The organism is Corynebacterium sp. HMSC036D02 (assembly GCF_001836165.1).
Lineage (GTDB): Bacteria > Actinomycetota > Actinomycetes > Mycobacteriales > Mycobacteriaceae > Corynebacterium.
Genome location: NZ_KV827691.1, coordinates 1 through 25,753, shown reverse-complemented (window position 1 = coordinate 25,753; position 25,753 = coordinate 1). Strand labels below are relative to the sequence as shown.

Genomic DNA, 25,753 nt, shown 5'->3' with positions numbered 1-25,753 from the left:
ACATGTGAGCCTCGTTCGAGCTCTGTGCCAGAATGGAAGGCGCTGACAACTTAATAAAGACGAAGAGAATTTTTTCAAAGACTCACTACCGTGTGGCGGCAACCTGCGCCCGGGGTGAGCACAACCTCAGGAGATTAGCCACTGATGGCATCCAAGAAGAAAACAGAAGAAGTACGCACTGAATCGACGCTGGCCGCAGCTGTAGCGGGGATTGACCGCGAGGCGCTCGCACCCAAGACCCGCCTTTATGCTTTGGCAAAGCAGCTGGGTGTGGCCTCCAAGGAGTTGGTGGCTCAGTTTGCGGAGATGGGAATCAAGAAGTCCGCGCAGTCTTCGCTGACACCGCAAGAGGTGGGCCAGCTTATCGACGCCCTCGCGCCCGCCACCGAAGCCCCCGAGCAGGCCGCAGCCGAGGACGCCGACCAGTCGGCAGCTCAGGTCGACGATGCTGACCAGCCGGAGGTTCCGGCAGAGGACAAGCCAGAGAAGACCGTCAAGAAGAAGCGGACCAAGCGTGCGGTCAAGCGCGTGAGCAAGGCAGGCAAGAAGGCTGAGTCGAAGGAGCAGGCAGAGGAACCTGCACCGGAAGAGTCTGCGGCGCAACCGGATGGCGCGGGGGAGTCCCGGGAAGTCACGCCGGTACAGACTGCGGAGCCGGAGCAGCTGAGCGAGGAAGAAGAGAAGCTGCGCGAGCGCGTTCGTAAGAACGTTGATAACGAGATTTCGCAGATCGTCGACAAGGTCGATGCAGAAATGCTGCACGAGGCGCTCGCTGAGGCCGGCGAAAGCGACGAGGAAGATGACCTCACCCCGCTGATTACCCCGATGGCGGAGGAAGACCCGGACGTGTACGACTTTGCGCCAGTCTTCATGGCGCCGAAGATCACGCCGCCAGCCAAGCGCCAGAAGCCGGAAGTACGCGAGGAAGAGACCGAAGAGGATGCAGCGCCGCTAAGCCAGCCGCGCGGTCGCCGGCGTGGCAGCCGCGGCACCTCCCGTGGCCGCGGGGCAGAAGGCCGTGGGCCCGCCCGTGAGGAAGTCGAGCACATCGAAGAGCCGAAGGCGATTAAGGGCTCGACCCGTATCGAGGCACAGCGCCGTCGCCGCGCGGAGTTGCGGGAGAAGGGCCGCGAGCGCCAGCACATCGTCTCCCAAGCGGAGTTTTTGGCGCGCCGCGAATCTGTAGAGCGCACCATGGTGGTGCGCGATAAGCAGCGCACCGACGGCGCGGGCATCATCACCCAGGTCGGTGTGCTGGAGGATGATCTCCTAGTCGAGCACTTCGTCACGACCGAAACGCACCCTTCACAGATCGGCAATATCTACTTGGGCCGCGTGCAAAACGTGCTGCCCTCGATGGAGGCGGCCTTCGTCGATATCGGACAGGGCCGAAACGGCGTGCTGTACGCGGGAGACATCGACTGGCGTGCCTTGGGGATTGGCGGGCGCAGCCGCAAGGTAGAAAACGCCTTGAAGTCTGGTGATCAGGTTCTCGTCCAGGTGGCTAAGGACCCCATCGGTCATAAGGGCGCACGTTTGACCACCCAAATTTCTCTGGCCGGCCGCTTCCTGGTGTACGTGCCGGGCGGGCGCAGCGCGGGAATCTCCCGCAAGCTGCCGGCACCGGAGCGCAAGCGCCTCAAGGGAATCCTGGAGCGCGTCATCCCAGGAGATGGCGGCGCCATCATCCGCACGGCCGCGGAAAACGTGTCGGAGGAGGACATTGCCTCCGACGTCAACCGCCTGCACTCCCTGTGGGAGGACATCAGCGCCCGCGCCGCGCATGAAAAGGCAACGAAGGGCGCCAAGCCGGTCACCCTGTATGAAGAGCCGGATTTGCTCATCAAGGTGGTGCGCGACCTCTTTAATGAGGACTTCAGTACCTTGGTGGTGGATGGTAAGCGTTCCTACAACACGGTCAGCGCCTACGTGGATTCCATGGCGCATGACTTGGCCGACCGCGTGGTGCGCTATGACGCGCGCGAGCACGATGGTGAGGATGCCTTCAGCTCCTACCGCATCGATGAGCAGCTGCAGAAGGCTCTCGGCCGCAAGGTCTGGTTGCCGTCGGGCGGCACGCTCGTTATTGACCGTACGGAGGCTATGACGGTCATCGACGTCAATACCGGCAAGTTCACCGGCTCCGGTGGCAACCTCGAGGAGACGGTGACGCGCAATAACCTCGAAGCAGCCGAGGAGATCGTGCGTCAGATGCGCCTGCGCGATATCGGTGGCATGATCGTCGTGGACTTCATCGATATGGTCCTGCCGGAGAACCAAGACTTGGTGCTGCGCCGCCTCAAGGAAGCATTGGGGCGTGACCGGACTCGCCACCAGGTTTCCGAGGTGACCTCACTGGGCTTGGTGCAGATGACGCGCAAGCGCGTGGGCACCGGCCTCATCGAGACTTTCTCCACCGAGTGCGAGGCCTGCCACGGCCGAGGAATCATCATCCACGACTACCCGGTTGATGAGGACACCGAGGAAGAGAACTCGAAGCCGCAGCGCCATGCTCGGAAGGAACGCCGCGCACCGCAGCGGGATCCAAAGAAACACCCGGCAGCCGTCCGCATGCACCGCCATGACGAGGACACACCGTCTGAGCACGAGGTTTCCCAGGCTGATAACGAAGAAGCGGCGCGTGACGAGGAATCCTCACTGGAAGAGCTCGTGGCCAGCGTGGTCGTTGTCGATGAAGATGACACGGATACGCCGGATAGCGCGTCCATTGGTTATGCCGTAGCGGAAAGCCTGGAAGCACAGCGTTCGAGGCCGAAGTCAAAGCAGAAGCGCTCGCGCAAGCCGCGCCGGGCAACGCGTACCTTCCAGGAACCGCAGCGCGAGGAAATAAGCGAAGACCCACGCGCACAGCAGGAGAAGCAGGATAGGAACGCTAACAACGCTGAAGCGGAAAAATCCTCCGCGCAGCGCTCGGAGCAGACCTACGAGGAGGCCGTAGCGGCCTTCGAGAACTCACCGCGTCGCAAGCGCCGCACACGCGGAAACTCCCGCTCGGATATTCGCCCGAAGCGCGAAGACTTCGCACAGGAGGAGGCTCCGGCTAAGGATGCCCAGCTGGCTACCTCTAAGAAGGAGGGCAAGGCTGAGCGAAAGAACGCGGACTCCGGTGTAAGCACAAACGCGCGTACTTCCCGCGGACGGGGCCGCCGCCGAGTGGTGCGCAAGATGGCGCAGAGCCACTCCGCCCAAACTCCGAATGAACGTGGCACGCACGTGGAGCGCAGCACCGAGGCGAAGGAGCGCGAGGGCGCCGCACGGACCGGCGCGCCGACGACACGTAGGGGTGGGCGCGGGAGGCGTCGTGTGACACGGCGCAGGTCGCGCTAGAAAAGGCGTTTTGCCTTTTCGCCCCCTCACGGGGTAGTCTTTGACAGTCGCTGTTTAGACCATGAATGCGCTGGATGGGACGAACGCGGTTTTCGCGCGTCTCTCGCGGCTTATGATCTGAACGCAATTGTCCAATGTCCATTCGCTAGCGGCACCACCCAGCTGCTAGCGAGCCGAGTTTAGATAAGGGGTAGCCCTCTATGTACGCGATCGTCAAGACCGGCGGAAAGCAGTACAAGGTTGCTGAAGGTGACCTCGTCAAGGTCGAGAAGATCGAGGGTGAGCCGGGTTCCTCCGTTGCTCTCACCCCGGTTCTGCTCGTCGATGGCGCAACCGTCAAGTCGAAGGCTGCAGACCTGGAGAAGGTCTCCGTCTCCGCTGAAATTGTCGAGCAGGGCAAGGGCCCGAAGATCGACATCCTCAAGTACAAGAACAAGACTGGTTACAAGCGTCGCCTCGGTCACCGTCAGCCGGTGACCACGCTGAAGATTACCGGTATCAAGTAAGCCTTAACCGGCACTAATTCATCCCTGAAGGAGGGGAAACCACATGGCACACAAGAAGGGTGCTTCCAGCTCCAGCAACGGTCGCGATTCCGAGTCCAAGCGTCTCGGCGTCAAGCGCTTCGGTGGTCAGCAGGTTAAGGCCGGCGAGATCATCGTGCGTCAGCGCGGCACCAAGTTCCACCCGGGTGAGAACGTTGGTCGCGGCGGCGACGATACCCTGTTCGCTCTCGCTGCAGGTTCTGTTGAGTTCGGCGTCAAGCGTGGACGTCGTCTGGTCAACATTGTTCCGGCTGAAGAGGCCGCTGCAGAAGCTACTGCCTAAGAGCTTCATGGCTTAATCCCGAGCTTTTTGCTCGGGATTTTGTCGTTTTCACGCGTCCGGCGTGGTGGGGGAGCGTGGAGAAAACTAAAGGGGCGTTGCTTCAGATCCCCGGCAGCATTCAACTAGGACGGTATGCCAGGAACCGTTAGACTAGCGGGCATGGCACGATTCATTGACCGAGTGGTTTTGCACCTGCAGGCAGGCGACGGCGGACATGGCTGCGCCTCCGTTCACCGCGAAAAGTTCAAGCCGCTCGGCGGGCCCGATGGCGGCAACGGCGGCCACGGTGGAGACATCCTGCTGGAGGTCTCAACCCAGATCCACACACTGATGGACTTTCACTACCGCCCGCACATCAAGTCCGAGCGCGGCGGCAACGGTGCTGGCGACTGGCGTAACGGTGCGCGCGGCAAGGACCTCATTCTGGAGGTGCCGGCAGGCACCGTGGTCTATACCGAGGATGGGGAGATGCTCGCGGACCTCACGGTCCCGGGAACCCGCTTCGTGGCCGCGGAGGGCGGCTTCGGTGGACTCGGCAACGCAGCACTGGCCTCCGCAGCCCGCAAGGCCCCGGGCTTCGCCCTCCAGGGCGAGCCGGGCGAGGCGCGCGATCTCATCCTGGAGCTGAAGTCCATGGCGGACGTCGGCCTCGTCGGCTTTCCTTCCGCGGGTAAGTCCTCGCTCATTTCGGTCCTCTCGGCGGCCAAGCCAAAGATTGGCGACTATCCTTTCACCACCCTCCAACCCAATCTGGGCGTGGTGGACATGGGCCATGAGTCCTTCACCATGGCGGATGTTCCGGGTCTGATCCCCGGTGCCGCCGAGGGCAAGGGTTTGGGACTCGACTTCCTGCGCCACATCGAGCGCACCGCCGTGCTCGCGCACGTGGTAGATACCGCCTCCATCGAGCCCGGCCGCGATCCGCTCTCGGATATCGAGGCTCTTGAAACCGAGCTGGCCAAGTACCAAGAACTGCTCGAGCAGGACACCGGCCTGGGTGATCTGCGCGAGCGCCCACGCGTCATCATCCTCAACAAGGCAGATATCCCCGAAGCCGAAGAGCTGGCGGAGTTCGTCAAGGAGGACCTCGAGGAGAAGTACGGCTGGCCGGTTTTCATCATCTCCGCCGTCGCGCGCAAGGGCCTCGACCCACTCAAATACAAGCTCATGGAGATGGTCAACGAGCACCGCAAGTCCCAGCCCAAGGTCGCCGCGGACAAGAACCACACCATCATTCAGCCCAAGTCCGTGGGCAAGAAAAAGAAGGGCAGGTTCGCCGACTTCACCGTCACCCCAGACCCCGAGGTGGAGGGCGGATTCATCGTCGAGGGCGACAAGATCGACCGCTGGATTCGCCAGACCGACTTCGAAAACGACGAGGCCGTGGGCTACCTCGCAGACCGTCTGGCGAAGGCCGGCGTCGAAGAGGAACTGCACCGCCAGGGCGCGGAGGAAGGCTGCCCGGTGACCATCGGGGACATCACCTTCGAGTATGAGCCCATGGCTGGTGGCCGCGCGACTGATGCTGGCCGCGGACAGGATGGCCGCCTCATGAGCACCGAGCGAGTCTCGGCTGCCGAGCGTAAACGCGCTTCCCAGGCACGCCGCGGTCTCGTCGACGAGTTTGACTTTGGTACCGATGGGGAGGTTACGCGCGAGTCCGCAAACCGCGATCGCTGGCAGGGCTAGCCCGGTATACTGAGCCGGTATGTCATCCGAACACGACAACCAGATCGACTATCCTCTTCCCCTCGAACCCTTTGAGGGGCCAACCCCGGATATGGACTATCCGGAAACGACCACGCTGTCGGAAAAATCCAGCGGCTTCTCCTCACCCCTGCGTGAGGAGATCTCCAAAGCCAAGCGCATCGTCATCAAGATCGGCTCCTCCTCGCTGACGCGCGATGACTTCGTGACCTCGACGGAGAAGATTGACAAGATCGTCGATGCCGTGTGCGCCCGCATGAATGTCTCGGACATCATTATCGTCTCCTCTGGTGCGGTGGCTGCGGGCATGGGCCCGCTGGGCCTGACCACGCGCCCCACCGACTTGGCTACCAAGCAGGCAGCCGCCGCGGTGGGCCAGGTCCACCTCGCCTACGAGTGGGGCGTGTCCTTTGCTCGCTATAACCGCACCATTGGGCAGGTGCTGCTGACTGCGTCGGACGTCGGCAAGCGCGATCGCGCACGCAATGCCCAGCGCACCATTGACCGCCTGCGCCAGATGCGCACGGTGCCCATCGTCAACGAGAACGACACCGTCGCGACCTCCGAGATGCACTTCGGTGACAACGACCGCCTGTCTGCGCTCGTGGCCAACTTGGTCGGCGCGGATGCTCTCTTCCTCTTCTCCGACGTGGACGGTCTCTATGACAAGAACCCGGCGGAGCCCGATGCCAAGTTCGTGGAGGAGGTGCGCACCGGCAAGGACCTCAAGGCGGTCGTTGCCGGCGATGGCGGCAAGGTCGGCACCGGCGGCATGGCCACGAAGGTCTCGGCTGCCCGCCTGGCCACGCGCGGCGGCATTCCCGTGCTGCTGACCTCGGCCGATAACATCGGGCAGGCGCTTGACGACGCCTCCGTCGGCACCGTTTTCCACACCCGCGAGGAGCGCCGCCTGTCCGCATGGAAGTTCTGGGCGCTCTACTGCGCGGATACCGGCGGCTCCTTGCGCCTCGACGAGGGCGCCATGGAGGCCGTGGTTCGCGGCGGAAACTCCCTGCTGGCCGTGGGCATCACGGATATCAAGGGTGAGTTCAGCGCCGGAGAGATCGTGGACATTTTGGGACCCAAGGGGCAGGTCATCGGCCGCGGTGAGGTGGGCTATGACTCCGCCACGCTGCGCAACCTTCTGGGCAAGCACACCGAGGAGCTCCCGGAGGACATGCGCCGTCCCGTTGTCCACGCTGATTACCTGTCCAATTTCGCCTCCCGAATTTGATGCGTTATTTCATGGGCCCCGATGTGTGGGCAGCGACCGTGGCAGATATCGACGCTGCTGGGCACGAGCGCGTCGGCAGTTTGGAGGAGGCGGAGGTCTTTGTGAACACCGCCTCCGATCCGGCGCAGACCCCGGAGATTCCGGAGAACATCCAGTGGGTGCAATACTGCTTCACTGGGGTGAACCGCCATATCGAGGCCGGGCTCATCCGGCGCGATGGCCTGCCGTGGTGCAACTCCGCGGGCGCTTTTGCCAAACCCGTGGCGGAATCCGCGCTGGGGTTGATGCTCTCCCAGGCGCACCACCACAAGGCTTTCGCGCTGGCGAAGTCGTGGTCGGTGGCGCGTCAGCTCGATGAATCCCAGGCTTGGCTCTATGACCAACAGGGGCCTACGCGAGTGCTCATCGTGGGCGCGGGAGGAATCGGCACGCAGCTCATGGCCTACCTCGCGCCCTTCGGCGCGCATATCACTGCGGTGAACCGCTCGGGCCGCCCAGTGGATGGCGCAGACGTGACGCTGCCCATCGAGCGCGTCGACGAGGCCTGGTCTGAAGCGGATTTCGTGGTGAGCATCCTGCCGGCGACGAGCGCCACGGAAGCCTTCTTCGACGCAGCCGTGTTCCGCGCCATGAAGCGCTCGGCGGTGTTTATCAACGTCGGCCGCGGCAGCACCGTAGTCACTGATGATCTCGTGGACGCACTGCGCACGGGCGAGATCGCGGGAGCGGGCCTCGAGGTCATGGACCCGGAGCCGCTTCCGGATGGCCACCCGCTCTACGATCTGCCCAACGCCACCCTGACGCCGCACATGGCGGCCTCGGATCACGTGGCCCAGTACCACCTGGGTGCTATCTTCAATGCCAACGCCGCCGCGTGGGAGCGCGGCGAAGAAATGCCCACGCGCGTCGACTCGGACGCCGGCTACTAAAAGGAGGATGTGCATGAAGTACGCCATCGAACCACACCCCTGGGAGGAAACCATCGAGGTGCTCGACGCCGCGGGCTTTGAGCGCGCCCCGCTTGATGAGGCCTCCTTCCTCATCTACACCGGCAACGGCACTGATTTCCCGGACCCGCTGCTGGAGAACATCGGTTTTGTGCAGATTCCCTCGGCGGGCGTGGATCACGTGCTCGACGCAATGAAGGGGAGCAGCGTGCCGTGGTCAAACGCCGCCGGGGTCTATGACAACACGGTGGCGGAATCCACTATCGCGCTGCTCCTGGCGCAGCTGCATGCGCACCGCCGAGTCAACGGCACGTTCGATTCCTATGCGGACATGGAGGCCCACACCTCCTACCTCTACGACGATAAGACGGTGGCCATTATTGGTGCCGGTGGCATTGGCAAGCGTCTGATTAGCATGCTGTCTGGTTTCGGGCCGCGCATCATTGCGGTCAACCGCTCCGGCAACCCGGTTGAGGGGGCGGAGGAGACTTACCCGATTTCCCAGGTGGACAAGGTGTGGCCGCAAGCGGACTACTTCGTGCTTATCGCCCCGCTGACCCCGGAGACCCGCTACATGGTGGATGCGGAGGCTTTTAAGCAGATGCCGGAGCATGCCGTGGTGGTCAACGTGGGCCGCGGCCCGCTCATCAAGACCGAGGACCTCGTTGCGGCCCTGGAAGCAGGGGAGATTGCGGGTGCGGCACTCGACGTCACCGACCCTGAGCCGCTGCCGGAGGACCACCCGCTGTGGCAGGATAAGCGCGTGGTCATTACCCCACACATTGCTAACACGCAGCGCTCCGTGCGCGAGAAGATTGGCGCGCACACCATCAAGGTGGCCAAGGCTTTCGCGGCGGGGGAGGAGCTGCCTACTCTGGTTGACCCGAAGGCAGGCTACTAATGGAGAATCCCGAAATCCGCGTCGGTGATGCCGAGCGCTCCGCGGCCCTGGAGCAGTTGAGCCAGCACTTCGTCAACGGCGCGTTAGGCCCCGATGAGTTTGAGCAGCGCACCGGCGAGGCCGCCGCGGCGCGCACGCGCGGGGACGTCGAAAAGCTCTTCGCGGACCTGCCAGAGCTTTCCACCCCCAGCGCCACAACACCCGCACGCCGCCACGAGGCGGAGTTGGAGGACATGCTCTCCCGCGGACGCAAGGTGCAGATAGCGGATTCCGTCATTTGGTCCGTAGCGATGATTGCGCTCTTCCTGGGCCTCTTCGTCTTCGACTGGAGCTACTTCTGGATCTCGCCCGTCATCGCGTTCTTCGCTTCCTGGGCTGCGCGCGGGGTGTTGAAGTTCAGCGAATCGGATGAAGAGCTCTTCGATGAGCTTTCCGAAGGGGAAAAGAAAAAGCGCGCTGAGCGCCTGCGTGCCGCTGCCGAGCGCCGCCGCGAGCTCGAGGCCTAACCAAAATCCAATCAGCGCCTATAGCTGCACAAAAACCCTGACAAGCGGGCAGACCTTCCGTACGCTGGTATGGCATGAGCAACACCGAACGTGAAGAAGTTCTGTCCAAAGCCCGCGCCGCCAAGGCGGTGGCGCCACAGTTCGCGCAGCTGCCCACCCCGCGCAAGAATGAAATCCTCAACCGCGCTGCCGAGAACCTCATCGCGCACACTGAGGATATCCTTGCTGCTAACCAGCTTGATATCGAGGCCGGCCGCGCCAACGGTATGTCCGAGTCCCTCATCGACCGCCTGTCGCTGGACGCCGACCGCATCGAAGGCATTGCCGGCGGCCTGCGCCAGGTAGCTTCCCTCCAGGACCCGGTGGGGGAGATCCTGCAGGGCCGCACCATGGATAACGGCATTCAGATGAAGCAGGTTCGTGTGCCACTCGGTGTAATGGGCATGGTCTACGAGGCCCGCCCGAACGTCACCGTCGATGCCTTCGGCTTGGCCCTCAAGTCCGGCAACGTGCCGCTGCTGCGCGGTTCCAAGTCCGCGAAGAACTCCAACGCCAAGCTCGTGGAGCTCCTCCAGGACACCCTCGTGGAGTTCGATCTGCCGCGCGAAGGCGTGCAGCTTCTGCCCTGTGAGACCCACGATTCTGTGCAGGACCTCATCACCGCCCGCGGCCTGGTGGACCTGGTCATCCCGCGTGGCGGCGCGCGCCTTATCAACGCCGTCGTGGAAAACGCCACCGTCCCCGCCATCGAGACCGGTACCGGCAACTGCCACTTCTATGTTGATGCCTCCGCCGACCTGGACAAGGCCATCGACATGGTCATCAATGGCAAGACCCGCCGCACTTCGGTGTGCAATGCCACGGAGGGCGTTCTGATCGACGCCGCGCTGGACGACGCCTCCAAGCTCCGCATCATCACCTCCCTTCAGGAGGCAGGGGTTACCATCCACGGCGATGTGAAGGAGCTTGAGGCCTTCGGTGTCAAGGACGCCGTGGAGGCAACCGACGAGGAGTGGTGCGAAGAATTCCTCTCCATGGATATCTGCGCCAAGGTGGTCGATGGTGTCAACGGCGCCATCGCGCACATTGCCGAGTACACCACCGGCCACACCGAAGCCATTGCCGCCCAAGATGCTGACGTGCTGCTGACCTTTGCTAACGAGGTGGATGCCGCAGCGGTCATGCTCAACGCCTCCACCGCGTTTACCGATGGCGAGGTCTACGGCATGGGCGCTGAAATCGGCATCTCCACCCAGAAGCTGCACGCGCGCGGCCCGATGGCGCTGCCGGAGCTAACGTCCACCAAGTGGGTGCTGCAGGGCACCGGCCAGACCCGCCCTTAGAGGCAGCTAGAAAAGCTACTCGAAAGCTACTCGAAAAGAATTTTTCGAGGTTGACCTGCGCAAAACAATAAACAATCTACTCGAAAACTTTTCGAGTAGATTGTTTGCCTTGCGCGAGGTTCGTGCTGCACGCCGGGGGAGCACTGGGTCCTCTAACCCGACTTAGGACATAGGTGGGTGAGCAACGTCATTCTTGATACTACTACTTGGTGCTGTTCGGCGGTGGGGTGGGATTGTTCCGCACTACATTGCCCTCAGTCAGGAGGGCGTCTCGCAAAAGGCATCTGGCAGAAGGCATCTTTGGGTCCAAAAACGCCATCTGCAATGAGTAAAAGGCGTTTTTAGCCGTGAAAACGCCTTATGGCAGATGCCTTTTGCCAGATGTCTCCAGCATGTCGATGGAGGCATGCAGACGTTGCGCGTTGCGAGGGGAGCAAAGAAGGTAATTCATCTCGCGAAGATACGTGCAGTGTTTTACAGAAACGGTCGTTGTGACCTGACTTAAGTCTTGGATGGGTGGGCAACGTGACTCTTGACACTGTTACCTGGTGGTTTTCGGTGGTGGGGTGGGATTGTTACACGCTACATTGGCCTAAATCAGGTGACGTCTACCAAGTGGGTGCTCTAATGCACTGGCCAGACGCGCCGCTGGAGGCTACTCGAAAGCTACTCGAAAGGAATTTTTCGAGCCTGACCTGCGCAAAACATCCTACTCGAAAACTTTTCGAGTAGATTGTTCGCCTTGTGTGGGGTTCGTGCTGCGCGGCGGGACAGGACTGGGTACTCTAAAGCGCGGTAATAACAAAGAACTGATTGGTGCCTTCCTCTCATGCTGTCCCGCATTGCTTCCTCCGTCGCCGCCGCCGTCGTGGCCGCAGCCGCCCTCATCGTCCCCCACACCATTTCCGCCCCCGCCGCGCATGCCGACGAACAGTGCCCCGCTGTGGTCGTCGTCGCCGCGCGCGGTTCCGGCCAGAACGGCCAGATCTACCCCACGCAGTACTCCAACCAGGGTGGCCGAGCCTCCAACGGGTGGGAAGGAGAATCCATCCGCGCCATGCTTCAGGGTGCTGAAGCACGCTATCAGGCCACACACGGTGGCAACTCGCTGATGAAGGACGTCTACGTGTTGGGGCTGGAGCCGCAATACTACCCGGCGACCTACCCGGAATACTCTGTTCCGAACGAGTCGGTTCCGAACACCGCGGCTGACCTCGTGCGCCTGGCCACGCAGTACGCCAACCCGGTCATCAACACCGCGGTCTCCGCCATCAACCAGTTCATGTACTCCGTGCAGACCGGCAATCGTGGCGCGACCAGCGCGATCAACAGCTATGAAGCCGCCACCGGTTGCCACCCGCAATACATCCTGTCTGGCTACTCCCAGGGCGCCATGATCCTGTCCAACCACGAGGTGGAACTGGCCCACCGCGGTCAGCTCGCAGGCGTCGTGACCTTTGGCAACCCGCTGACCCGCGCAGGGGACCCGGCCGTCGTCGGCGCAACCCAGGGCGCGGGTGGCCCGATGGGCTACTTCCCACAGATGCGCGCCAACGTCAGCCGCGTAGACTACTGCCTGCCGCTCGACGCAGTGTGCGACCTCTCCGCCCAGACCCTCTACGCCGCTAAGCCCACCGGCGGCTCCCATAGCCAGTACTTCTTCACCAACCACCAGTGGGATAATCAGGTCTACGATTCCATCGGCCGCATGGTAGATGGCGTCCGTTTCCGCTAAACAGAAAGAATGAAGTCTCTTTCTTTTCGTGTTTCCTGTGTAGCTGCCGCCTTTGGCACGGCGGCGTCCCTTCTCAGCGCGCCGGTGGCGTCGGCGAGCGGCGTTGAAGCCTGCCCCGATACCGTGGTGCTCGTCGCCCGCGGTTCGGACCAAAACGAAGAGCAAGGCGAGTACGTGGGCCCGCAGCGCTACTCCGAGCGCGCACCAGAGTCTACGGGCTTTGAAGGGCGCAACTTTGCTGCCCTGTTCCACAAGGTAGAGCAGCGTCATCCGGGCACTATGGAAGGCGTGTACGTGCTGGCGCTGGATTCGGAGGCCTATCCGGCCGCCATGAACCTGCCGCCTTTGGCGCAGGAGGGCGAGGACTTAAGCCCACTTCAGCTGATGCAGCGGGCATTCGGGATTCTCCAGCAGCACTCCCTCGGGGAAATGGCATATTCGGTCACGTTCGGGGCCATCGATAGTTTGCGTACCGGTGCCCGCAACGCACCGAAGGTGGTGGACAACTATGAGACCACCACCGGTTGCCACCCGAGGTGGGTAGCCGCCGGCTACTCGCAGGGAGCGCTCGTCGCAACGAGCGTGGAGGGCTATTTGGCCGAGACCGGGCGCCTGCACGCCATGCTCACCTTCGGCAACCCGCTTCACCAGGTCCCGTGGGCTAAAAACCGCGCCGGGCTCCCTGGGAACCGCTCTGTCGATTACTGCCTCGACGGTGATTTCGTATGCGATTTTTCCCTCGGCGCCGCCAACCGCGCTCTAGCCACCAAGGCGGAGCGTCACGCCTCCTATTTCTTGGGGGAGTCTTCCGAGCAGGACGTGCAGGTCATTGACGCAGTGGCCGGTATACTCACCAGCCATGACTAGTCCACAACGCATTGGCATCATGGGTGGCACCTTCGACCCCATCCATAATGGTCACCTCGTCGCCGCCAGCGAGGTAGCTCACCGCTTCCGCCTCGACACGGTGGTCTTCGTCCCCACCGGTCAGCCCTGGCAAAAAGCCGATAAGCAGGTCACCGCCGCCGAGCACCGCTACCTGATGACCATGGTGGCTACGGCGTCGAATCCGCGCTTTACCGTCTCGCGTGTGGACATTGACCGTGAGGGGCCCACCTACACCATCGATACGTTGCGTGATTTGCGCGGAATTTTCCCGGACGCCGAACTCTTCTTCATTACTGGTGCCGACTCGGTGGCCTCCATCATGAGCTGGCGCAACTGGGAAGAGATGCTGGAAATGGCCCATTTTGTTGGTGTGACCCGCCCCGGCTATGAGCTGCGCAAAGACATGCTGCCGGAGGATTCCCAGGATGATATCGAGCTGATTGAGATTCCCGCCATGGCCATTTCCTCCACCGATTGCCGCGCTCGCGCCCAGCAGGGCCAGCCGGTGTGGTACCTCGTACCGGATGGGGTAGTGCAATACATTGCCAAGAATCACCTTTATAGCCCGCACCCGGAAAAGCCCCTGTAGCCTCCGCGCATTCTCGGGGGAATTCGACTAGGAAAATGAGCCTTGTCGTGTAACACTAGAGATCTTAAGAAAACGTACTTGTGTAGGGATTGTCATGTCGATTACTGATGAAGCACGCCAGATGGCGGAAACCGCCGCCTTGGCTGCGGATGAAAAGTTGGCCACCAACATCGCCGCTATTGACGTTTCCGACGTGCTGGCGATTACCGAGGTCTTCGTCTTGGCCTCCGCCGATACCGAGCGCCAGGTGGGGTCCATCGTGGAGGAAGTCGAAGACGAGCTGACCAAGAAGGGCTTTGAACCCAAGCGCCGCGAAGGCAATCGCGAGAACCGGTGGGTCCTGCTGGACTATGGCCCCATCGTGGTCCACGTTCAGCGCAATGATCAGCGCGAGTTCTACGGTCTGGACCGCCTGTACCACGACTGCCCGCTTCTCGACATCCCCGGCGTGGACACCCCGGAACGCCCCGGCGAGTGGTCTAATGAAGTCAACCCGCGCGACGTGGACTCGATCGATGAGATTCCCCTGGCCCAGCCAGAGCCGGAAGACGACGAATTATGACCCGCCGCCTCCTCCTCATCCGCCACGGCCAGACCACCTACAACGCCACCGGCCGGATGCAGGGGCACTTGGACACCGAGCTGTCGGACGTAGGCTACTCGCAGGCGCGCGCCGCCGCCGACCTGCTGGAGGGCAAAGACATCACCGCGATCGTCTCCTCGGATCTCATCCGTGCGCGCGATACCGCCGAGATTATTGCTCGGCGCTTGGGGCTTGAGGTGTCCGTCGATAAGCGCCTGCGCGAAACCCACCTGGGTGAGTGGCAGGGGATGACCTCGGCTGAAGTGGATGAGCAATTTCCCGGGGCGCGTGCGTTGTGGCGCCACGACCCCACTTGGGCGCCGCCGCAGGGCGAGAGCCGCGTCGACGTGGCTAACCGCGCGCGCCCCGTTATTGATGAGCTCATGCAGAAGCATCCGCAGTGGGATGAGGGCGCGGTGCTCGTCGTCGCGCACGGCGGTGCTATTTCCGCGCTGACCTGCCACCTTTTGGGTCTTGAGCACCATCAGTATGGAATCCTCTCCGGTTTGAAGAACACCCACTGGTCGCAGCTGACCGCGCGGCCCGAGTTCGATGCGGCTCGTCCGCTCTCCCCGCTGGAATTCACCCCGGAGAACGTCAGCCGTGCCCAGTGGTACTTCGACGGCTGGAACATGGGTGGCGCTGTCGTTGGTGGTGCAGGGGCGGACGTCTAGTGATTCGCGTCGTCACCGATTCCGTCGCGGGCTTGCCGGCGGATATCGTCGAGGAGCTCGACATTTGTGTTGTCGATCTGCACGTCATGGAAAGCCACGGCAAGGACGGCGCGGAGCTGTCCACCTCGGGTCTGACTGCCCTCGAGCTGGCTGCGTTGTATGGCCGTCAGATGGAGCGCTCCGGCGATGATGGGGTGCTGGCCATCCACCTGTCGAAGGAGCTGTCCTCGACGTGGTCAGCGGCGGTGACTGCCTCTGGCGTTTTCCCGGACACCGTGCGTGTTATCGATTCTGGCACCGCCGGCATGGCGATGGGCGCGGCCGCCATGGCGGCGGCCAAGCTTGCCCAGGAAGGCGCCTCACTCGACGAATGCTATGCCGCAGCCATCAACACCCTTGAGCGCGGGCACACCTGGGTCTATCTCAACTCAACGGAGGAGCTTCGCCGTTCCGGGCGCATGTCTGCGGCCACGGCGATGCTGTCCACCGCCCTGCTGGCCACCAAACCCATCATGGCTATCCAAGGCGGCAAGCTGGAGATGGTGGGCAAGACCCGCACCCAAACCAAGGCCTTTACCAAGCTCGTGGACCTGGTGGCCTCCCGTGCGGAGGGCAATCCGGCGTTCATTGCGGTGCAGTACAACGAGGATAAGGTCTCGGCCCGCCGGCTGGAGGACCTGCTGCGCTTGGCGCTGCCGGATTCCTCTTTCATGCTGGTGCCGCTTACCGACGTCCTCTCCGTCCACGTCGGCCCCGGAGCCATCGGCGTCTCCGCGGTCTTTAGCTGACGTTGTTGATGCCTTCAACAAGTTATCCACAGGCTGCGGCTTGAGCCCTCGACGGGGGTGAAGGCGCTTACGTAGCGTCGCGGGCATGAATGCCATTGCTGATCGCCTCCGTGACCTCACCCGCCCGACAGGCGAAGAAGAACTGCTCAACGTCGATTTCCCGCGCGTGCGCGTGCCACCCTGGCTGGCGCTTGTCGCGGCGGGCGTGGCCGGCGTCGCGCTCCTGGCCTGGCTGGGGATGAGCCGTAGCGCGGAGAACCCCTATGAGGTGGCCGCGCCGAGCAGCGAGGTAGCGGCCGATATCGTGGTCTCGGTCGTAGGTGAGGTAGAGCAGCCCGGGCTGGTGACCTTGGCGCCGGGCGCGCGCATCAACGACGCCCTCGAGGTGGCGCGCCCGCGCGTGCCCACCGATAACCTCAACCTGGCGCAGAAGCTTAACGACGGCGAGCAGATCACCGTCGGCGGCCCACCCAACGCCCCAGAAACCGCGGGGGAGGGGCTGGTGTCCCTCAACTCTGCCAGCGAGGAGGAGTTGACGGAGCTGCCCGGCATAGGGCCGGCCACGGCTGCGGCGATTATTGCGCACCGCGAGGAGGTCGGCAGCTTCACCACCGTGGAGCAGCTCATGGACGTCTCCGGTATTGGTCCGGCGAAGTTTGCGCAGCTGAAGGATAAGGTCCGTCCGTGAGGGAACTGCGGCTCGTGCCCGCCGCGGTGGTGGCGTGGTTGGCCACGCTCGCCGTGCTTTTCGGGCATCCGTGGATCTTGTGCGGGCTCGTTCTTTTCCTGCTGCTACGCGGTCAGTGGCGCGGGCAGGGCATCTTGTGCGCGGCGAGCGGAGTCATCTTTGCCACCCTGGCTTTTGTGCGCTCAATGCGCGCCGGGGCGTTCCATTTCGGTTCGGAAGTGACGGGAAAGCTGGCTGCTGATCCTCTGCAGACGGCATCCGGGTGGATGGTGCGCCTGCGCGTGCCGGGCTACCCGGCGCAGCTGCCGGTCTTCCTCAAAGAAAAACCGGAGGCCTTCGGTGGCTCGCTGGTGACGGTGCACGGCCACCCCGGCCCCTCGGAGCAGGTCGGGGTAGGCACAACTGTCTTCAGCGGCGAGCTCACCGCACACTCTCATAGCTGGACGGCGGCGGTGGCTGAAAACTTCCGCGCCGTGTGCGATAACGGGCTGATCCCCGGCATGGTGCTGGGCGATACTAGCCTGCAAAGCCCCGAGGATCAGCAGCTCTACATCGACACCGGGCTATCGCATTTGAGCGCTGTGTCCGGCTCCAACGTTGCCATCGTGTGCACCGCGGCGGCGTTGGTGGTGTCGGGGCAGCGGGTGCGGGTGGGGGCGTCGGCAAGCGCGTTGGCGTTATTCGTAGCGCTGGTGGGGTGGGAGCCCTCCGTCCAACGCGCCACCGTCGCCGGGCTGGCGGGGCTGGTGGCGGTGCTGAACTCTTCGAGGATGGAGCCGCTGCACGCGTTGTCCCTCGGGGTGCTCTTCCTGCTGGCGGCGGATAGCGACCTAGCCGTCAGCTTCGGCTTCGCGCTCTCCGTGGCGGCCACCGCCGGCATCGTGGTGCTTAGCCCCCTGTTGCTGCGGGTGCTGGGGACTGGCATCGTTGCGCGTGCCTTCGCCGTGGCCATTGCCGCGGATATCGTGACCATGCCGCTCATCGCGTTGATGACCGGGCGTGTCTCGGTGGTCTCTGTCATCGCCAACGTGCTGGTGGCGCCCGTCGTGCCGGTCATCACCGTCGTGGGGCTCATCGCCGCCGCGCTTGCACAAGTGGGGCTGGGCAGGCCGCTGGTTATCCTCATTGAACCGCTGGCGGACTGGATCCACTTCGTCGCCGCGGCCATGCCGGTGACCACCGTGGCGGCGGGGCCCATTGCGATGCTCCTGCTTGGCGGGTGGGTCATTGCGGCGTTGCTAAGATGACAGGCATGTCTTCAGCCCCCGTGCACCTCATCCTCGGCGATGATGAATTCCTGGCCGAGCGCGCCCGCCTGAGTATCCAACACGGCGAGGTAACCAAGCTCAAGGCCTCCGAGGTGAGCGAAGGCGAAATCCTGGAAGCGACGAGCCCTTCGTTGTTCGGGGAAGACCGCGTCATCGTCATCAGTGACGTGGAGAGGGCTGGCAAAGAGGTAACCAAGATCCTTCTCGACGCCTGCGCCAACCCCATGCCCGGCATCACGCTCATCCTGATGTACTCGGTGACGGCGAAGACGCTGAAGAAAAAGAAGAAGCCGCCGGAGCTCATCGCGGCGCTGCGCAAGACGGCCGAGGTGCATGAGGTCTTTTCGCTATACCCGAACGAGCTCGCGCAGTGGGCTACCCGTGAGTTCGCCTCGCACGGGGTGCGGCCTACACCGGATGTGGTGCAGGCGCTTCTCGACGGTGTTGGCTCCGACCTCCGCGAACTGGCCTCCGCCATCTCGCAGCTGGTCTTCGACACAGGCGGCAAGGTGACCCGTGAGGCGGTGCACGCGTACTACGTGGGCGTGGCCGAGGTGGCCAACTGGGATATCGCAGATGCTGCTGTGGCTGGCCGCGTGGAGGCGGCGGTTTCCACGTGCCGCCGAGCGCTGCAGTTGGGGGCGAGCCCGGTGGCCATCGCCTCGGCATTGGCTAACAAGGTGGGCAATATCGCGCGGCTCTACTCTGCGCGCGGGGATCAGTATTCGCTGGCCTCCCAGACCGGCATGGCGCCCTATGCGGTAAAGCTCACGCAGCCCGTGGCGCGGCGCTGGTCGGGGGAGAATATCACCAAGGCCGTCATCCTCATGGCGGAGCTGGATGCCGCGGTCAAGGGGCAGGGGGGCGACGAGTCCTTCGCCATCGAGGCGGCCGTTAAACGGGTGGCGGAGCTGGCGCGCTAGACTAACCCTCCATGGATGATATCCAGAACTTTGCCACCAAGCTTTTTGATTTTGCCCGCAACGGCGATGCCACGCTGCTCGAGTACATCCAGCAGGGCGTCAACGTGGACATGGTGAACCAGGACGGGCAGTCCTTCATCATGCTCGCCGCCTACCACGGCCACGCGGAGCTGGTGCGCCAGCTCGCTGCGGCGGGGGCCGACGTCAACCTCCTCAACGATCGCGGCCAGTCGCCCTTGGCTGGGGCGATTTTTAAGAAGGAAGACGCGGTGATCGACGCCCTTCTCGACGCCGGCGCCGACCCCTCCGCCGGCCAGCCTAATGCCCTCGACTCGGCCCGCATGTTTGGACGCGAGGACCTTCTCGAGCGCCTGTCATGAGCTGGTCCGCGTTCGCGGCCATTCTCCTGATGAACCTCGTCGGTGCGGCAGCGCCCGGCCCCGACATCGTCTTGGTGACGCGCTATGCCACGCGCTCGCGCCGCCACGCCATTGCTGCGGCGACGGGCATCCAGGTGGGCGTGCTGTTTTGGTGCACGTTGACCGTGTTCGGCGCGGCCGCCCTGCTCACCGCCTTCCCTGGCGTCCTCTCGCTGATTCAGGTGATCGGTGGCTGTTTCCTGGTGTTCATGGGCGTGCTCTCCATTCGCTCCGGGTTGGAGCTGCGTAAGCAGCCGCCGGTGGATGAGGAGGAGGCCGCCGCGCGCTTGGGCTCGGTGGGCAAGGTCTTCCGCACGGGGTTGGCCACCAACCTGTCCAACCCCAAGATCGTGCTCTTCCTCGCCGCCATGGTCGCCCCGCTGCTGCCGCCGCATCCGCCGGTGTGGATTTCTGTGGCACTGGTGCTGAGCCTGTCGCTGTCGAGCTACCTGCTCTTCGTCTTCCTCTCGACGGTGATTTCCACTCGCGCGATTCGCCGCCGCCTCCTGGCCGTGGGCCCGTGGATTGATATCGCCTCCGGCGTTTTCTTCGTGGTGGCTGGCTGCGCCTTGGCGTGGGCCGGCATTCAAGCCACCTAAGCCTGTGCGAGGAGCTCCGCCAGCCACTGCGACCACGCCGCGACCGTGCCGGAACGGCGGCGCAGGGTCGTGTCATTGAGACCCAGGTTGGCCGCGCGCATGAAGACCATCGCCTCTTCTTTATTCACCGCTCGGCGGCTAGTCACGACGTGTTGCACCATGTCCCGGAGCACCGGTCGGGAAGCCAGCGCCTCGATGAGGGTGAGGTTGCGTTCATCGCGCGTGCCGCTGAGCTTCGTCAGGCCCAAGTAGCGGGCGGCGTTGGTGTAGTAATCAGCCTGGCGCGGGGTAAATCCGAATTTCTCGGGCATCTCCGCTTTGGCCACTGGGTTCTCCAGTAAGCTGATGACCCGCGCAAAGGAATCCGCCTGGGGGAAAGGAACGCGCGTGCCCTCGACCTGTGTGCGCGCCAGCACCGCGCGCACCGTCGCCTCAGTCACGCCAGACTCGCCCAAAACATAGCGCGCCGCGCTGACCAGCTCGATGCTGCGGAAGTCCTCCGGTTGCCTAAACACGTAGCGGTAGAAGTGGAAGATGCCGTTGGAATACACCAGGTACACCGGCACCACCTCTTTGTCCAGAGCCAGCGAGAAGCGGCGGAAAGGGAAGTAGAGCTGGCGGATGTTGAAGTCGGGGGAGAGGTGATTCTTCGCCTCTACGAGCACGAGGTGCTCGGCGGATTCGAAGCCAGCATCGATCTCCATCTGGGCGCGGTCCACCACCACGTCGCGCCCGCCGATACGCATGGGCAGCGTGAGCGTCGACATGCGTCCGCTGACCGTCGGCACCAGCTCACCGCCCAGGAAATCATCGAGCATCCCGCTTAAGCTCGCCGCGGTGAGTGCCGCTGCCTCCGAGGTCAGGTTCTCGAAGTCAATGGATTGGATGTGTCGCGGAACCGGCATCGACTTCAACGGCCCAGCCTGCTCCGGGAAAGGCTGGTACAGGTCAAAGCGGCCAATCAGGTAGGCATCGCGGCGAATCGGCAGCATGGACAACCCGTGCTGGCGAAAGACCTCGGGGCGCGCGGCGGAAAAATCATGCTTAGCCATCAACCGCGGCTCGCGGCCGGAGAGCTCCTTGAGCTTCGCGGCGGGCAACACCGCAAAGCCCTGAGCCGCGATGTCGGCGGCGAGGTGGGGATAGACACGATCCCAGGCGGCGTCGTTAAGCATAATTGCGCACGAGCACCTCATCGACCTTGCCGCGCTTCGACGCCACGGAATTCACCGCGCGCGTAGCCCCCACGATCTCGATGAGGTAGTCCGCGTACAGCTCCTTGATGAAGTCCGTCGCCGAATTCGATAGCAGGAACTTCACCCCGCGGGCGTTGAGGTCGTCGCAGGTTTCCTTCAACCGAATCTGGTCCGCGCGCCCAAAACCACCCGACTGGTAGCCGGTGAAATTACTCGTGGGGTTGACAGGATCATAAGGCGGGTCGAAGTAAACGAAATCCCCCTCGTTGGCCTCCACCGCCGCATAGTCGCCGTTATAAAACGTCACGTCGTGGGTGGACAAATACTCCGAAACCGCGCGCAGATTGGGTTCATCACAAATCTTCGGGTTGGCATAGCGGCCAAATGGGGCATTGAACTGGCCGGCGTTATTCACCCGATAAAGCCCGTTGTAGCAGGTCTTATTCAGATAAATCGTGCGGGCAGCCCGTTCGACGGGGCTCAAGTGCGCAAAACCCGGCTCGCGGTCGCGGGCGCGCATCTCGTAGAAGAAATCCGAATCATTCGGATAGCCCTTTAACAGGGCGATGAGCTCGTCCACGTTATCGCGGACCACCTCGTAGACGGTGATGAGCTCGGTGTTCAGGTCATTGACCCGGGCGCGTTCGGGCGCTAAAGAAAAAAGAACCGCTCCGCCGCCCAAGAAAGGCTCGACATAGGTGTCGAAGCTCTCGGGCAGCACGGAGTGGATAACGGGCAGCAGTTGGCGCTTTCCCCCCACCCACTTCAGGAGCGGTTTCATTTAGGCCATCTTGTTGAAGGCGGTGGCCATGCCGGACTTCTTGTTAGCCGCGGTGTTGCGGTGGAAGACGCCCTTGGACACGGACTTGTCCAGTGCGCGGGAAGCAACGCGCAGCTGCTTCTCAGCGGCAGCCTTGTCGCCAGCGGCGACGGCCTCGCGGAACTTGCGGATCTCGGTACGCACGGCGGAGCGTACGGACTTGTTGCGCTGACGAGACTTCTCGTTGGTCAGGATGCGCTTCTGCTTGGACTTGATGTTTGCCATCGATATACCTCTTAGAGTCGTAGGAATTCTTTACCGAGGAAGGCGGACCCAAGGTCCTGACCGCCAGCGTGCCCCGGCATCCCAAAAAATTTAGCAGGGCGTGGGCTTAATTCCCAAATCACGCCCAGTGATAGCGGGAGCGCAACCTGTTGGCAATGCGCTCGAAGCGGCGCTCCGGGAAGAGCGTGCCCTGTCGGCGGCATTGTTCCTCGGAGATTTCCAGCACGCGGTCCATCCGCACCCAGCACTGCCGGCCAGATTCATCCCATTCGCCGGTGCCGATATCGAGCCATTCTTCCTTGTTCGCGTGGCCCGGGTTGGAGGAGATAAGCAGACCCAGCACGGTGGTGCGCGTGCGCGAAACAATCAGCACGGCGCGCTCACGCGGCGGGGACTGCTTGCCATCCGAGGGCGCCCATACCCACACGACCTCCCCGGAGTCCGCCTGCCCGTCCATGTCGGGGGTGAAGAAAACGCTGCGCGGGTGGGCGTCGGCACACTCGACGCGAATGTCGGCGGCTTTGCGGGGCTCCGTCACGGAATCATTCTGGTTTAGCCCTAGGCCTTCGGTGATGCGCTCGAGACCGACGTCGACAGGCTCGGGGCCTCCGATACCGAGAATGCGTGCCAACCTAGACATGTCGTCTATTCTAAACACATGTCTACAAACTTCGCGGCCACTACGTTTACGGATCCGTCCAAGATCCGAAACTTTTGCATTATCGCCCACATCGACCACGGCAAGTCGACGCTGGCTGATCGCATCCTGCAGTTGTCGCAGGTGGTGGAGGAGCGCGACATGCGGGACCAATACCTCGACAACATGGATATCGAGCGTGAGCGCGGCATCACCATTAAGGCGCAGAACGTGCGCCTGCCCTGGATTCCTCGCTCCGGTGAGTTCGAAGGCCAGGAGATCGTCATGCAGATGATCGACACTCCCGGCCACGTGGACTTCACCTATGAGGTTTCGCGCGCGCTCGAAGCCTGTGAGGGCGCCATCCTGCTTGTCGACGCCGCCCAAGGCATCGAAGCCCAAACCTTGGCCAACCTCTACCTGGCCATGGAAAATGACCTGGAGATCATCCCGGTCCTGAACAAGATTGACCTGCCCGCGGCCGACCCGGAGAAGTACGCCCTGGAGATTGCTCACATCATCGGCTGCGAGCCGGAAGAGGTGCTGCGCGTTTCCGGCAAGACCGGCGAGGGCGTGCCGGAGCTGCTGGATAAGGTGGCGGAGCTCATCCCGGCACCGACGTCCGAGTTCGGCGAGGATGCTCCGGCCCGCGCGATGGTCTTCGATTCCGTCTACGACACCTACCGCGGCGTGGTGACCTATATCCGCATGATGGACGGCAAGCTGACCCCGCGCCAGAAGGTCACCATGATGGCCACGGGTACCAACCACGAGCTGCTGGAGGTAGGCATCGTCAGCCCCACGATGCAGAAGTGTAAGGGCCTGGGGCCGGGCGAGGTGGGCTACCTGATTACCGGCGTGAAGAACGTGCGTGAGACCAAGGTGGGTGACACGATTACGTGGGCGTCGAATGGCGCGAGTGAGCCCCTCAAGGGCTACGCTGACCCGAACCCGATGGTGTACTCCGGCCTGTTCCCAATCTCCCAGGCGGACTTCCCGGACCTGCGTGACGCGCTGGAGAAGCTGCAGCTTAACGATGCCTCCCTCACCTTCGAACCCGAGACCTCCGTCGCCCTGGGCTTCGGCTTCCGCTGTGGCTTCTTGGGTCTGCTGCACATGGAAATCACGCGCGACCGTCTGGAGCGAGAGTTTGGTCTTGACCTGATTTCAACTGCGCCTTCGGTGACCTACCGCGTGGTGGCGGAGGACGGCGAAGAGTCCATGGTGCACAATCCGTCGGACTGGCCTGGCGGCAAGCTCCGTGAGGTCTACGAGCCGATTGTGAAGATGACCATCATCGTGCCGGAGGAATTCGTGGGCTCGACGATGGAGCTGTGCCAGTCCAAGCGCGGTCAGATGGGTGGCATGGACTACCTGTCTGAGGACCGCGTGGAGTTGCGCTACACCATGCCGCTGGGCGAAATCATCTTCGACTTCTTCGACATGTTGAAGTCCCGCACCAAGGGCTATGCTTCCCTCAACTACGAGGAGGCCGGCGAGCAGCTGGCGGACCTGGTGAAGGTGGATATCCTGCTCAACGGTGATCCGGTGGATGCCTTCTCTGCGATTGTGCACCGCGATTCCGCGCAGTGGTATGGCAATAAGATGACGAAGAAGCTCAAGGAGCTCATCCCACGCCAGCAATTCGAGGTGCCCGTTCAGGCGGCGATTGGTTCGAAGATCATCGCGCGTGAAAGCATTCGCGCCATGCGCAAGGACGTGCTGGCCAAGTGCTACGGCGGCGATATCTCGCGTAAGCGCAAGCTGCTGGAGAAACAGAAGGCCGGTAAGAAGCGCATGAAGTCCATCGGCTCTGTTTCGGTGCCGCAGGAGGCATTCGTCGCGGCGCTGTCCACGGACGCTGAATAAGGCGACCGCCGCCAAGCATGGCACTGGGCCTGCAGAACCATCAGCGCGGCCACGGCCGGCACTAAGGGGGCACTGTGTACTGCTGGCGCAGGCCCCACGCCCACGCACTGGCGCAGGTTCACCCCCGCGCCGGCTCACGCTTCGACGGTCCTATGCCGTGGCTGGATTGATCCGCATGATCTAACCCTGTGGAAGGCAGAGCCCAACAGGCTCACTTACCTAGTTTGGTGCTCCGGCTTGGTTACTCGGCATTGAATGAGTAGCTGCCGGTGAGTTGGTTGTGGATTGTCACCGAGTAGTTCTGGCCGTTGGCGTTGGCACCTTCGATCAGCATGGCGAGCTCTTGGGCGTTGTAGTGGCGGCTTAAACCCAAGTACGGGATGAGCAGGAGGAAACCGCCCACGACTGCAATAGCGGTGACAATCTTCCACGCACTTACTGGGTTGGTCACGAATAGCCCTTTCTTGGGTAAGAGTGTTTCCTGCAGTTACAAACACGATAACAAGCGGAACAGCGCGTCTTGTCCCTTAAAGGGGCTGTGGGTGCACCCACAGCATGGGGTCAGTGGAGGCGTTTACCGATATCCGCGTCAACCATCTTCCAATCGTTGGGTGCGCTGTCCCTAGGATCGCCGAGTTCCCCGTCAGTCTGGCCTCGGTTGGCGGGTCTCGTTCTTTAAGAGCTTAAGAGTTCCGGTACTCCCACTGCATTTTGTGGCACATTACCCGTGGTCAGGGATCGCCGAGTTCCCGCGTACCTTGTTGTGGTTTGTGGGTGGTGTTGAACTGAAGGATCGCCGATATGCCCGCGAACCTTCCTTCGGATGGCGGGTGGCGGTGTTGTCGCGGGTGGTGAGCCGTTTTCCTTTCTGCTTGTTCTGCGCTGGGTGGCGGCGGGGGTTAGCTGCTGTCGGGTGGTGGGTCTGGTGGTTGGGTTGGCGGTTTGTCTGGGGTTTGACCCGGTGAGCCTTGGGCTGGCGCTGTGACCTGTGTCTTTGTGATTGTTTTCTCGGTGTTGAGTCTGGTTAGTGCTTCTTGG

At 62.8% G+C, this 25,753-nt stretch carries 26 protein-coding genes; 21 read left to right on the top strand and 5 right to left on the bottom strand.

Annotated features, from left to right (window positions below):
* Positions 1–144: 144 nt before the first annotated feature.
* From HMPREF2743_RS08285 to HMPREF2743_RS08190, 20 genes are all read left to right on the top strand, one after another.
* A complete protein-coding gene (locus HMPREF2743_RS08285; protein ID WP_070745143.1) occupies positions 145–3,348 on the top strand; it encodes a translation initiation factor IF-2 N-terminal domain-containing protein in 3,204 nt (1,067 codons plus the stop codon).
* A 200-nt stretch (positions 3,349–3,548) separates the two neighbouring features.
* Positions 3,549–3,854, top strand: coding sequence for a 50S ribosomal protein L21 (rplU, locus tag HMPREF2743_RS08280; protein WP_010190885.1), 306 nt, complete (start codon positions 3,549–3,551; stop codon positions 3,852–3,854).
* Positions 3,855–3,897: 43 nt separating this feature from the next.
* A complete protein-coding gene (gene rpmA, locus HMPREF2743_RS08275; RefSeq protein ID WP_010190882.1) occupies positions 3,898–4,176 on the top strand; it encodes a 50S ribosomal protein L27 in 279 nt (92 codons plus the stop codon).
* Between the two features lie 159 nt (positions 4,177–4,335).
* On the top strand, positions 4,336–5,865 hold the full coding sequence (obgE, locus tag HMPREF2743_RS08270; protein ID WP_070525715.1) for a GTPase ObgE: 1,530 nt from the start codon (positions 4,336–4,338) through the stop codon (positions 5,863–5,865).
* Between the two features lie 91 nt (positions 5,866–5,956).
* Positions 5,957–7,117 carry a glutamate 5-kinase gene (proB, locus tag HMPREF2743_RS08265; protein WP_246820232.1) on the top strand — a complete coding sequence of 387 codons (1,161 nt, stop codon included), beginning with the start codon at positions 5,957–5,959 and terminating at the stop codon, positions 7,115–7,117.
* Positions 7,117–8,046 carry a D-isomer specific 2-hydroxyacid dehydrogenase family protein gene (locus tag HMPREF2743_RS08260; protein WP_070818568.1) on the top strand — a complete coding sequence of 310 codons (930 nt, stop codon included), beginning with the start codon at positions 7,117–7,119 and terminating at the stop codon, positions 8,044–8,046. The genes proB and HMPREF2743_RS08260 overlap by 1 nt, the downstream gene beginning before the upstream one ends.
* Positions 8,047–8,059: 13 nt before the next feature.
* Positions 8,060–8,965, top strand: a complete 906-nt coding sequence (locus HMPREF2743_RS08255; protein ID WP_070818567.1) for a D-isomer specific 2-hydroxyacid dehydrogenase family protein — start codon at positions 8,060–8,062, stop codon at positions 8,963–8,965.
* A complete protein-coding gene (locus tag HMPREF2743_RS08250) occupies positions 8,965–9,471 on the top strand; it encodes a DUF1707 SHOCT-like domain-containing protein (RefSeq protein WP_070818566.1) in 507 nt (168 codons plus the stop codon). Before HMPREF2743_RS08255 ends, HMPREF2743_RS08250 begins: the two co-directional genes overlap by 1 nt.
* A gap of 74 nt (positions 9,472–9,545) precedes the next feature.
* Positions 9,546–10,814, top strand: coding sequence for a glutamate-5-semialdehyde dehydrogenase (locus HMPREF2743_RS08245; protein ID WP_070525725.1), 1,269 nt, complete (start codon positions 9,546–9,548; stop codon positions 10,812–10,814).
* 829 nt (positions 10,815–11,643) lie between these two features.
* Entirely contained in the window at positions 11,644–12,549 is a 906-nt protein-coding gene (locus tag HMPREF2743_RS08240; RefSeq protein WP_070745152.1) for a cutinase family protein, read from the top strand.
* A 9-nt stretch (positions 12,550–12,558) separates the two neighbouring features.
* Entirely contained in the window at positions 12,559–13,416 is an 858-nt protein-coding gene (locus HMPREF2743_RS08235) for a cutinase family protein (RefSeq protein WP_070818565.1), read from the top strand.
* Complete coding sequence (gene nadD / locus HMPREF2743_RS08230; RefSeq protein ID WP_029159020.1) at positions 13,409–14,026, top strand: nicotinate-nucleotide adenylyltransferase; 618 nt, start codon at positions 13,409–13,411, stop codon at positions 14,024–14,026. The genes HMPREF2743_RS08235 and nadD overlap by 8 nt, the downstream gene beginning before the upstream one ends.
* 94 nt (positions 14,027–14,120) lie before the next feature.
* On the top strand, positions 14,121–14,588 hold the full coding sequence (rsfS, locus tag HMPREF2743_RS08225) for a ribosome silencing factor (protein WP_070565180.1): 468 nt from the start codon (positions 14,121–14,123) through the stop codon (positions 14,586–14,588).
* Positions 14,585–15,283: a histidine phosphatase family protein gene (locus HMPREF2743_RS08220; RefSeq protein WP_070818564.1), complete on the top strand. Its 699-nt coding sequence runs from the start codon at positions 14,585–14,587 to the stop codon at positions 15,281–15,283. Before rsfS ends, HMPREF2743_RS08220 begins: the two co-directional genes overlap by 4 nt.
* Complete coding sequence (locus tag HMPREF2743_RS08215; RefSeq protein WP_070818563.1) at positions 15,283–16,071, top strand: DegV family protein; 789 nt, start codon at positions 15,283–15,285, stop codon at positions 16,069–16,071. Before HMPREF2743_RS08220 ends, HMPREF2743_RS08215 begins: the two co-directional genes overlap by 1 nt.
* A gap of 85 nt (positions 16,072–16,156) precedes the next feature.
* Complete coding sequence (locus HMPREF2743_RS08210) at positions 16,157–16,759, top strand: ComEA family DNA-binding protein (RefSeq protein WP_070565183.1); 603 nt, start codon at positions 16,157–16,159, stop codon at positions 16,757–16,759.
* Positions 16,756–18,006 (top strand): ComEC/Rec2 family competence protein, encoded by a 1,251-nt coding sequence (locus tag HMPREF2743_RS08205; RefSeq protein WP_070818562.1) that lies wholly within the window; start codon positions 16,756–16,758, stop codon positions 18,004–18,006. Before HMPREF2743_RS08210 ends, HMPREF2743_RS08205 begins: the two co-directional genes overlap by 4 nt.
* The gene (gene holA / locus HMPREF2743_RS08200) at positions 18,003–18,950 is read left to right on the top strand and encodes a DNA polymerase III subunit delta (RefSeq protein WP_070745158.1); all 948 of its coding nucleotides are present in this window, start codon (positions 18,003–18,005) and stop codon (positions 18,948–18,950) included. Before HMPREF2743_RS08205 ends, holA begins: the two co-directional genes overlap by 4 nt.
* Before the next feature lie 11 nt (positions 18,951–18,961).
* Positions 18,962–19,330 carry an ankyrin repeat domain-containing protein gene (locus tag HMPREF2743_RS08195; protein WP_070818561.1) on the top strand — a complete coding sequence of 123 codons (369 nt, stop codon included), beginning with the start codon at positions 18,962–18,964 and terminating at the stop codon, positions 19,328–19,330.
* Positions 19,327–19,968: a LysE family translocator gene (locus HMPREF2743_RS08190; RefSeq protein WP_070525741.1), complete on the top strand. Its 642-nt coding sequence runs from the start codon at positions 19,327–19,329 to the stop codon at positions 19,966–19,968. Before HMPREF2743_RS08195 ends, HMPREF2743_RS08190 begins: the two co-directional genes overlap by 4 nt.
* Here the strand turns inward: HMPREF2743_RS08190 and HMPREF2743_RS08185 are convergent.
* The 4 genes from HMPREF2743_RS08185 to HMPREF2743_RS08170 form a co-directional block, all read right to left on the bottom strand.
* Positions 19,965–21,143, bottom strand: a complete 1,179-nt coding sequence (locus HMPREF2743_RS08185; protein ID WP_246824487.1) for a type II restriction enzyme — start codon at positions 21,141–21,143, stop codon at positions 19,965–19,967. The genes HMPREF2743_RS08190 and HMPREF2743_RS08185 overlap by 4 nt on opposite strands.
* Positions 21,136–21,945 carry a DNA adenine methylase gene (locus tag HMPREF2743_RS08180; RefSeq protein WP_070525744.1) on the bottom strand — a complete coding sequence of 270 codons (810 nt, stop codon included), beginning with the start codon at positions 21,943–21,945 and terminating at the stop codon, positions 21,136–21,138. Before HMPREF2743_RS08180 ends, HMPREF2743_RS08185 begins: the two co-directional genes overlap by 8 nt.
* The gene (rpsT, locus tag HMPREF2743_RS08175; protein WP_010190855.1) at positions 21,946–22,209 is read right to left on the bottom strand and encodes a 30S ribosomal protein S20; all 264 of its coding nucleotides are present in this window, start codon (positions 22,207–22,209) and stop codon (positions 21,946–21,948) included.
* A 118-nt stretch (positions 22,210–22,327) separates the two neighbouring features.
* Entirely contained in the window at positions 22,328–22,849 is a 522-nt protein-coding gene (locus HMPREF2743_RS08170) for a type II toxin-antitoxin system PemK/MazF family toxin (RefSeq protein WP_070447893.1), read from the bottom strand.
* 18 nt (positions 22,850–22,867) lie between these two features.
* On the opposite strand from HMPREF2743_RS08170, the gene lepA reads away from it, so the two are divergent.
* Positions 22,868–24,715 carry a translation elongation factor 4 gene (gene lepA / locus HMPREF2743_RS08165; protein ID WP_070818559.1) on the top strand — a complete coding sequence of 616 codons (1,848 nt, stop codon included), beginning with the start codon at positions 22,868–22,870 and terminating at the stop codon, positions 24,713–24,715.
* A 241-nt stretch (positions 24,716–24,956) separates the two neighbouring features.
* Here the strand turns inward: lepA and HMPREF2743_RS08160 are convergent, their stop codons facing one another.
* On the bottom strand, positions 24,957–25,166 hold the full coding sequence (locus HMPREF2743_RS08160) for a hypothetical protein (protein ID WP_070745168.1): 210 nt from the start codon (positions 25,164–25,166) through the stop codon (positions 24,957–24,959).
* Positions 25,167–25,753: the final 587 nt, after the last annotated feature.